Origin of the sequence: Pseudoalteromonas sp. S558 (assembly GCF_005886635.1) — a bacterium.
GTDB lineage: Bacteria > Pseudomonadota > Gammaproteobacteria > Enterobacterales > Alteromonadaceae > Pseudoalteromonas > Pseudoalteromonas aliena.
Genome location: NZ_PNDU01000248.1, coordinates 1 through 9786, shown reverse-complemented (window position 1 = coordinate 9786; position 9786 = coordinate 1). Strand labels below are relative to the sequence as shown.

Genomic DNA, 9786 nt, shown 5'->3' with positions numbered 1-9786 from the left:
ATTTAGCATCACAAGGTTTAGTGTCATTGAAAGATATTTGGATCAATATTCATTACGGGAGATGAACCGCCCATTGCGGACCCGCATGATGGGTGGTGTGGGGGCTGGAGGTTAGAGACCTCCGGCTACCCGATTAGATTACCTTCTTCCCGTTAAGCCAATCACCTATAACCGAAGGAACCAACGTAGTTGCACTACCTCTTAGTAATTTATAACCAGAAGGTTTTTTGTCTATTTGCCGGGTAATAATGATTTTCTCTGCATTAAACCTCGCCTTCTTAAGAATTCCAGCAGCCGGATATACAGACAGGGAGGTGCCAACAACAAGTACTCTTCCAGCCGTAACGAGATGTTTTCTTGCCAACTCATAATTCTGTATGTTCTCCCCAAACCAAACTATATGAGGCCGTAGCTGGCTTCCCTCATCACATACATCACCAACCTGGATAGGCTTTCCTTCATCATATAGGTAAAGCAACGAATCATTGTTACTACTTCGTGCATACTTGAGTTGCCCATGCACATGAATTACGTTTGTCGATCCAGAACGCTCGTGAAGATCATCAACATTTTGAGTAATAACAATAACTTCATATTTTTCTTCAAGCCTTGTAACAGCATCGTGTGCCGCATTAGGAGCGGCATCAAAAGCTTGCTTCCGCCTATCGTTATAGAACTGTAGCACCAGTTCTGGGTTCGAGGCCCAAGCTTCGGGTGTTGCCACATCCTCAACTCTAAAATCGTTCCACAGCCCATTTGAATCGCGAAATGTTTGCAAACCACTTTCTGCGCTTATTCCAGCACCCGTGAACACCACAATTTTATTCGAATCAATCTCAGGTTTCATAATTAGTGTTCAGTTCCATCCCGCGTGGTAATCTAACATCTTTATCAAAGGACACTTTCCCTATTTTAGCGCGAAAACGTCCTTATTTTGTGAACTTATATTAATAGCAAATAGTGTAAGTTATTACCAGCTATAAATATTATGCTTGCTGTAGGTTATTTCGCTATGTAAAAAAAGGGAAAGTTTCCTCTTATTCTTACTAAGTTAATAACGACTCACTTGAATGACCGCTTATCGCTCAAAGCCGACTAATGAATACATTCAATTTGCAGATACTCAATACTTTAAAAACCTTTGCTATATTACCAAGCTGAAAAGTAACTCCAACAGCACACTATTTTGCCATTATAGGAGTTTGTTCTTCTGTTTTTAAGACCATACTTTTCGATTGGGTAAATATTACTAGCACAAATAGTATCTCGGTGATCCTGCCAATTACAAAATTGGCATTTAATACAATACGCAACAAGACCCTAAAGCATTATGATCGCACTAATAATAGTTACAAATCGTTGCTCGAATACACACTTAAAATAGGAAATTTATAATCGGCAAACGATACTGTAAGCGATTGTGTTTCGTTGCCTTTAAAACCGAGTTTAAGTTCCATTGGCATGAATCGGCTGCCGTCAGCAAAGAGTGCAAGTAAATGCTCCTCACTTAGTTCGCGGTTGCCCGACGATAAGTTAGTAAGCGTTATAACAGCCCAGCGTTCACCCTCTTCATTACTCATTAATACATAATTAACGATTTTGAAATCCCCTTTTTTAGGGGTTATGTTGCTATCGTTTGCAAACGATAAGTGCATGCTATTTGGTACTGCACGGTCAACATTAAGCGCTTTGAGTGTATCGGCCTGAGTAGCCCACGAAAACATCATTAAAAATATTATTAAGGCTTTGCTCAATGTCAGTTCCTTCTTATTAAACTATAAATCAATTTAAATTATATTCGCATTCCAACCCTATTATGTAAACAAGCAATTATCATAACTTTATGTATTATATTGAATAAGCGAGCATTCAGTGAGCCTGCGATATTATTGGTAACAGTAACGAGTAATAAGAGTAAATTGTCCAAAGCGCACTTAGTGTAAAAGCGCGGTGAAATAGGAGTAAAGCGTATGACAACCACACATAATGATTCAGTAATTAATTTATCAGATCCAAATAACACTATACAGGTAAGGGGCGCGCGCGTTCATAACCTAAAAAATGTTGATGTTGATTTACCACGTAACGCATTGGTTGTTTTTACAGGTATATCGGGATCGGGTAAGTCGTCGCTAGCTTTTGGAACCCTGTTTGCTGAGTCGCAGCATCGCTATCTTGATTCGGTATCGCCCTATGCACGTAGGTTAATAGATCAAGTTGATGAGCCCGATGTTGATTCTATTGAAGGACTACCGCCTGCCGTTGCTTTACAACAGCAACGCGGCGCGCCGTCTGTTCGTTCATCTGTGGGCAGTATAACGACAATCTCTAACGCGCTACGTATGCTTTACTCACGTGCAGGCGATTACCCTGCTGGGCAGGGTATTTTATATGCCGATGCGTTTTCACCTAATACGCCACAAGGCGCTTGCTCAGAATGTCATGGCATAGGCCGAGTATTTGAAGTAACCGAAAAGCTACTTGTGCCCGATGATACAAAAACTATTCGCCAGCGCGCCATTGAAGCGTGGCCACCAGCATGGCAAGGTAAAAATTTAAGTCGCATTCTTACCTCACTTGGTTATGACATAGATACGCCTTGGAATAAGCTTTCTAAAAAGGCACGCGATTGGATTTTATTTACCGACGACACTCCAACAGTGCCGGTATATCCAGATTACACCTATGAGCAAACGCAAAATGCGATACAAAACAACGAAGATCCAAGCTACATGGGAACTTTTTCAAGCGCTAAACGCTTTGTTTTACAGTCTTTTGCGACCACACAAAGTCCGCGTACAAAAAAGCGCGTATCACAGTTTATGCAAATATCGCAGTGCCCTACTTGCCAAGGTAAAAAATTAAAACAAGCATCGTTAAGTGTTAAATTTGCAGGGCTTGATATTGGCGAGCTATCTCAACTTACATTAAACGAGCTTGCTAAAAAACTAAGTAACGCCGCCAATACCAAAGTAAATAAAAATACAAAAAATCCAGAGCAAGCCATTGTTACGCAGCGCATTGCCAGCGATATACTCACCCGTATTGAAGCACTAACCATGCTTGGTTTAGGATACTTGTCGCTTGAGCGTACAACGCCAACGCTCTCACCCGGAGAGCTACAACGGTTGCGACTTGCCACACAAATTCGCTCTAAATTATTTGGGGTAGTTTACGTGTTAGATGAACCTTCAGCGGGTTTACACCCTGCAGACACTCAAGCACTTTTAAAAGCGCTTGATGAGCTAATAGCGGCTGGCAATTCTGTATTTGTTGTTGAACACGATGTTAGCGTTGTTGAACATGCTGATTGGATTGTTGATGTAGGCCCTGATGCCGGTGTGCATGGTGGCAACATTATTTACAGCGGCCCTGTTGAAGGGTTAAGAAAAATAAAAAATTCGCACACCGGTCGTCACCTTTTTGCTAAAAACGCCAGTCAAGAGTCAACTCAAAACAGCGCGCAAAAAAAGGAGCAAAGGCAGCCAAAAGCGTGGTTAAAATTGGCAGATATTGAGCGTAACAACCTTAAAAAACTCAATGCAGAATTTCCACTAGGTGTTATGACAACCGTTACTGGTGTTTCGGGCTCTGGTAAATCAAGCCTAGTAAGCCAAGCGTTAGTAGAACTTGTTTACGAAGCACTTGGGCAAAAAGTAATACCGGAAGCGCCAACCGACGAAGCCGACTTACTCGAACAAGAGCTGCAAACACACACCAGCGGAAAAATCATTGAAGGAATAAATAATATAAGCCGCCTGATTACCGTAAATCAAAAAGCGATTGGCCGTACCCCTCGTTCAAACTTAGCTACCTATACGGGTTTATTTGATCATGTGCGTAAACTATTTGCTTCTACCCAAAAAGCGAAAGAGCGCCGTTACGATGCTGGTCGCTTTTCGTTTAATGTTGCTAAAGGTCGCTGTAAAAACTGTGAAGGCGTTGGCTTTGTGAGTATAGAGCTGCTGTTTTTGCCCAGCGTTTATTCGCCTTGCCAAGTGTGCCAAGGAAAACGCTATAACAAGCAAACACTTGAGGTTATATACCGTGATAAAAACATTGCTGATGTGCTTAATTTAACGGTTGAATCGGCGCACACCTTTTTTGAAAATGAACCCGCAATATTGCGCGCGCTCGATGCACTTATGCAAGTTGGTCTTGGGTATTTACGTTTAGGGCAACCTGCCACTGAGCTTTCGGGCGGTGAAGCGCAGCGTATTAAATTAGCAACGGAGCTGCAACGTGCGCAGCGCGGTAACACACTTTATATTCTTGATGAGCCAACGACAGGCCTGCATCCATCGGATGTATCAATGTTAATGGCGCAGCTAAATAAATTAGTAGATGCTGGCAACACCGTTATTATGGTTGAACACGATATGCAAGTAGCCCGCAATAGTGACTGGGTAATTGATGTAGGACCCGGTGCTGGCGAAGAAGGCGGCTTAATTGTAGCGCAAGGGAAACCTACAGATGTAGCCCAATCTCAAACAAGTAGAACGGCTCCCTTTTTGTTAAATATTAACCAAAGCTCAGGTTAATTTAAACTAAGCGTAACATTACAAATACTCTCGTAAATTACTTAGGATTAAGCGACACTCTTAAGTAATTTAATTTTGCATATGTTTAATAATTAATAATAGCGGTCATAAAAATCGAATGAAAACATTGAACAAGGTCATAAACTCAGATAGGATTTTAATCGAAATCAATTTAAAGCTCGTTGTAAATGTTAGTTATAAACCTAGCAATATATCACTTAAAAAATGGGTAACATAATGAATGAAAATCTCGACTCTAAACCTAATGAACCTCAAGATTTAGAATATAGCCTGTATTATGAATTTGAAGATTTCAACCCTGAACTAGGTTTAATTACAAGGCTAGTTATAACGTTAGGTCCTGAACGAGTTCCTGAAGGGTTTAAACATGACGGGCCATTTTCTGATGATTTAACAACTCTTTATAACGAAGGTATTGTTGACTGGGTGTCAGAGGTTTATTTTATCAATGCGTCTAACGAACCGATTACTCTCGAAACGAAAAAGCTTGGGGTTCGTAAGTTTCAAAAACAATTTTCTGACGTAGTAACTATAGAACCACAAAAATGGTTTATTAGTAAACCCTTAATTGCATTGGATAGCTTTTATGAAATAGAGGCTAATTTTATATTAGAATTTAATTGCAATAATTTAGCACTCAAATTTGAAGATGTTGCTAAAAGAATGACAGCTGATGAAATTAAAAACAAATACAACGCTGCGCAATAAAACCACGCTAAAGCAACGTAATATTTTTATATAAACTTAAATCACCTTAATATAACCCGTAAAAACTATGGGTTATATTACATAAATTTATGTTATTAATGTAGCAACAGGCACAAAGTAAACTAAAAACTAACTCTTATTAATAGTATCTACTTATAAATTGCTATTGTGTTTTTCTATTTCAAGCTCAATTAGTAATGCTGAGTGGGCATCATTTGCAGCATACATTTTTTGATGATCCTTTAAAGGAAATACGGACCAGTTTGAACGTTGCGCGCCTTTAGATAAACGCTGATTAAAAAACATCGCAACAGCAGCTCTAGCACCAACGCGCTGTGTTACCTGCGAAAAATGCATAACTTTAGAGGATAATTCGACTGTATTTTCTAATTTAATTCCAAATTTCCTAAAAATCATTTTTTTATCTTCTTTTAAACCAAAGCCTACTTTTTTTATAGTTGAATCAGATAATATATCTTCAATTTCAGTAAAGTTTTCAAAAAATTTAGTCGGAAATAAAAACGCTTTTGTTTTTGTAGATAATTGAATTAGATGAGGTCCATCGCTTATTTCACCTTTTTTATAGCAAGGCTTACTTTCTGTATCAAACCCTAAAATTGCATGTTTTTTTAGCTCAACTATTGCACTTATCGCATCTGACGCTTGCGTTACTACAATTATATTATCGTGGCTTAAACCGTCGTACATCGGTAAAAATTGAATCTGCTCTTTTGTTAATCTTTCCATGTATTATCCCGTTCAAAAAAGCTGAAATTTGGTAACTTAAATTTACATATCAATAACCAAATTTAAGCTCTCAACACAACCTTTATGATTTCATTACTATTTATAAACTCATGCACTTGCAAGTAAGCACTTGGTAACAGGTTGCCATACTCGATGTTAAGATAATCAATTATTTCATCTACGCCCCAAGGTCCTAATGATGCTTTATAATCACTAAAATCACCTTGTATTTGTATCCACTGTGTATAATTTTTTTAGAAAGTACAACATGCGTACCCGTAAAAACAATATGTAACACCATTACTTTAACCGCGCTTAACTATCTGTATTTATACTATTTTACGTATTCTCATTAAATACTTGATAGACTCTTTCTGGAGATACTTTATTGAAATCATCGCTATAATATTCATTAGCATATTCAATAAAATCACTGGGTGTTTTTGGAATTACAGACAGTAGCCAACTCGCTCCATCGTCTTCATTATTTTTAAAACTAACCGGACCTTGTTGCCATGCCGCATCCTTTTCAGAGCGCCAAAAGCAGAATGTTACATGATCAATTTCAAAGTCATCTGCTTCTAAAGCTTTGAGTAACTCTATAGGCGCGCCTTGGTACATTCCGGGCCAAATAGCATATTCATCTTGAGAGTGTGGGCTTACCTGCGATTCATGATCGAAACCTTTTACTAAAATAGTATTACTTGTTAAAACAATAACTATTTGGTCCCCACCGCCATTATCGTATGTAGCAATGTCAACACCACGTGCGTACTCTGTTTTATAAGAAAAGCAACGAAGATGCTCATCTCCACAAAATTCAATATCTAATATTGCACTCGCTTTTAACGCCGCTTTTAAATTTTTATTGGTTATATCATCTAATTCCATTTTAAATTCTCATATACAGTAAATAACCATGATTAATAGTGATTGTTAATTAATAGCGCAATAAAAACAACCCTTATAATTGTCTGATTTTATAACCAATCAGAAATAGCCTTACCTATTTCATGCGCAGAGTCTTCTTGTATATAGTGAATACCGCTCACTGTTACCTCAGTTAGGTTTGGCCATGTGCGTACAAAATCTCGTGCGTAACCAACTAAAAAGGCACCTGGCTCTGCATTAATAAATAACTTTGGAATATCACGAGAGTTGGCTAAATAGCTCGCATAGTTTTTTACTAAAGCCACGGTATCGGCAGGCTCTCCAGCAATCGGGAGTTGTCGAGGGCCCGCTAAAATTGCACGGCGTTCTTCCCCTGAATTTATGAAGGGTCTGCGATATTCATCGTGTTCTTTTTGCGTTAATTGGCGCGTAATAGTCGCGGGTAATATGGTTTCAATAAAAAAGTTATCATCAAGTACCATTTTTTCACCTTCCGCTGAGCGCAGAGTACCAATCGGCCCATGTAGATCTTTAGGAAAATCGTCCCACGTTGGAAAATCGGTCACGATTGCTTCCATAAAGGCAATGGCTTTTACAGCGTCGCGATGTGTATTTGCCCAGTTAAAGCCAACGCCTGAACCCCAATCGTGCAGTACTAAAGTAACATTATTGTTTACGCCGAGCGCATCTAAAAGTGCAAATGTGTACTTACTATTTTCAGCTAATGAGTAACTTCCCTCATGGGTATTGTCTAGCTTTTGTGAATCACCCAATCCAATCATGTCGATAGCAATTAAACGCCCTTGTCCTTGCATATACGGCATAATATTTCGCCAAAGGTAGCTAGATGTAGGATTACCATGTAAAAATACGATTGGATCGCCTTCGCCCTCATCTATATAAGCCATTTTTTTATCTAAAACAGTTTTAAACTTTTTTGCATAACGTAATGTTTCTGAATCATTTCTCATTAAATTTCTTCGCTTTATTTAAGTAATTATTAACTTTAAGCCCTTGTTTATTATTTATCGTTAACGTGTATAAGCAACAAATAACACAAAGTACATGACTGAGTCACACAACAATCGAGATGACTTAATTTGTCACTATATTTATATGATCGAATCACATATAATTAAATCTATGAAAAATGAAAAATACATAGCAAATTTAATAGGCACCTTCGCGACCTCTGTAGCTACTGATATAGAAAAGCAGATTGCTGAATTAGGTGGCAGAAGTCTTAGCCACGAAGCCGCATTGGTCACAATTAATAATCACCCCAATGAAACTATTGATATGTTGAGCAAAGTGCTCGGTTTAACCCACTCTGGCGCTGTTCGGTTAATTAATACACTTGAAAAAGAGGGGCTGGTAGAAAGAAAAAAATCAGTAAACGATGCCCGCTCCGTTGTTTTATGTGTAACAGGTAAAGGCAGTTGCAGGGTCGAATCAATACTAAGTAATAGAGAAACAGTGACATCTAAAATACTTGAAAACTTTACTGATGAACAACAGGTAAGCTTTTTAAGTTTAATAGAAATAGCACTGGGTAATTTTTCAACCGAGCAAATAGAAGCGCGTAAAATATGTAAGTTGTGTAACGAAGGTGTATGTCGAAAACAAGGCTGCCCAGTAGAAAATGCAATAAAATAACTGAAATTTTAGGGATAATACTTTTAATAAAACAGTTAACTACCCATTATGAAAGCTGATCAGCTAAATAATCTACAAGTAACCTTATTTTTGGGGATAGATGACGGTTCTGTGGGTAAACTGCCCATATGCCTTCATCAGGAGCACGATAGTTATCTAATAATGAAACAAGCTTTCCACTTTCTAGGTGTTGTTGAACATAATAATCGGGTAACTGCACTATTCCTAAGCCTTTTAAAGCTGCATCTGTTAAACTATATCCGCTGTTATATCGTAAGCGGCCGCTTACTCGAATACTTTTTTCTTTATTTAATTCGGTAAAATGCCAATAATCGAGTGTACCCAATAAGCAGCTATGCTTATTAAGTTCTGAAATAGAATGTGGAATACCCTGTTTTTCTAAATAAACAGGAGAGGCACATACATAGTTTGTTCGCTTGCCAAGCTTTTTCGCCATCATCGAGGAATCACTCAACTTACCCAGCCTAATTGCAAGATCGTAACCATCTTCAACTAAGTCAATTTTCCTATTACTTAAATAAGCCGATACTTCAATATCACTATATAACTGCATAAAATCATTCACTAAAGGAAGTATATGCTGCTCGCCATACGTTACCGATGCGGTTAATTTGATTTTGCCTTGGGGTTTAGATTGTAAGTTAGTGATAGCACGCTCAGCGGCATCCAATCCATCCAGCACACTGCGGCAGTGCTGGTAAAAAACGCGGCCTTCTTCTGTTAAAGAAACCTTGCGTGTGGTTCGATAGAATAACTTTATATTCAAACGTTTTTCTAAAGCACTTATTTGACGGCTAACCTGTGCAGTTGATATAGCCATCTTTTTAGAAGCAAGCGTAAAACTCTCATTTTCAGCCACATAAACAAATTCGCTAATACCTTCCCACTGCATGATTATTACCTATATGTATTAACTGCTTTAATAAATAATACATTACTATTTTTACAGTAACAAATATCATAATCATATTTCTTCACTTTACTTTGAAGATATAAAATTACTTGGGGGCATTAAATAACCTGAACTCTGGATAATAAATCTATCTCAAGCAGCTATTTTCAGCGCTAACTGCGTTGAATTTACTTGCAATAGGCCAGCTATTGACGCGTAAATTCGCCTTGTTTTCACTGAAAATCTCTGGCTAGAGAAAAATAAATTTAAATATCATTATGATTCAATATATTAGTAAATATCTTAACC

Annotated in this window: 9 protein-coding genes; 3 read left to right on the top strand and 6 right to left on the bottom strand. The window is 38.1% G+C overall.

Annotated features, from left to right (window positions below; genetic code table 11):
* Positions 1–133: 133 nt before the first annotated feature.
* On the bottom strand, positions 134–847 hold the full coding sequence (locus tag CWB66_RS15970) for an NAD-dependent deacylase (RefSeq protein WP_138586119.1): 714 nt from the start codon (positions 845–847) through the stop codon (positions 134–136).
* Positions 848–1349: 502 nt separating this feature from the next.
* Positions 1350–1754, bottom strand: a complete 405-nt coding sequence (locus CWB66_RS15965; protein ID WP_138586118.1) for a hypothetical protein — start codon at positions 1752–1754, stop codon at positions 1350–1352.
* A gap of 216 nt (positions 1755–1970) precedes the next feature.
* On the opposite strand from CWB66_RS15965, the gene uvrA reads away from it, so the two are divergent.
* Both uvrA and CWB66_RS15955 read left to right on the top strand, forming a co-directional pair.
* A complete protein-coding gene (uvrA, locus tag CWB66_RS15960; RefSeq protein ID WP_138586117.1) occupies positions 1971–4541 on the top strand; it encodes an excinuclease ABC subunit UvrA in 2571 nt (856 codons plus the stop codon).
* Positions 4542–4778: 237 nt separating this feature from the next.
* Complete coding sequence (locus CWB66_RS15955) at positions 4779–5270, top strand: hypothetical protein (RefSeq protein ID WP_138586116.1); 492 nt, start codon at positions 4779–4781, stop codon at positions 5268–5270.
* Positions 5271–5423: 153 nt separating this feature from the next.
* Here CWB66_RS15955 and CWB66_RS15950 read toward each other — a convergent pair whose 3' ends face one another.
* The 3 genes from CWB66_RS15950 to CWB66_RS15940 all read right to left on the bottom strand — a co-directional run bounded on the left by CWB66_RS15950 (position 5424) and on the right by CWB66_RS15940 (position 7879).
* On the bottom strand, positions 5424–6017 hold the full coding sequence (locus CWB66_RS15950) for a 3'-5' exonuclease (protein ID WP_138586115.1): 594 nt from the start codon (positions 6015–6017) through the stop codon (positions 5424–5426).
* Positions 6018–6356: 339 nt separating this feature from the next.
* Positions 6357–6908 carry a hypothetical protein gene (locus CWB66_RS15945; RefSeq protein ID WP_138586114.1) on the bottom strand — a complete coding sequence of 184 codons (552 nt, stop codon included), beginning with the start codon at positions 6906–6908 and terminating at the stop codon, positions 6357–6359.
* A gap of 89 nt (positions 6909–6997) precedes the next feature.
* Positions 6998–7879, bottom strand: a complete 882-nt coding sequence (locus CWB66_RS15940; protein WP_138586113.1) for a haloalkane dehalogenase — start codon at positions 7877–7879, stop codon at positions 6998–7000.
* Between the two features lie 94 nt (positions 7880–7973).
* Between CWB66_RS15940 and CWB66_RS15935 the strand changes: the two genes are divergently transcribed.
* A complete protein-coding gene (locus CWB66_RS15935; RefSeq protein WP_252371771.1) occupies positions 7974–8564 on the top strand; it encodes a MarR family winged helix-turn-helix transcriptional regulator in 591 nt (196 codons plus the stop codon).
* A gap of 46 nt (positions 8565–8610) precedes the next feature.
* On the opposite strand, the gene CWB66_RS15930 is transcribed toward CWB66_RS15935, so the two are convergent.
* Positions 8611–9477 carry a LysR substrate-binding domain-containing protein gene (locus CWB66_RS15930; RefSeq protein ID WP_077535630.1) on the bottom strand — a complete coding sequence of 289 codons (867 nt, stop codon included), beginning with the start codon at positions 9475–9477 and terminating at the stop codon, positions 8611–8613.
* Positions 9478–9786: the final 309 nt, after the last annotated feature.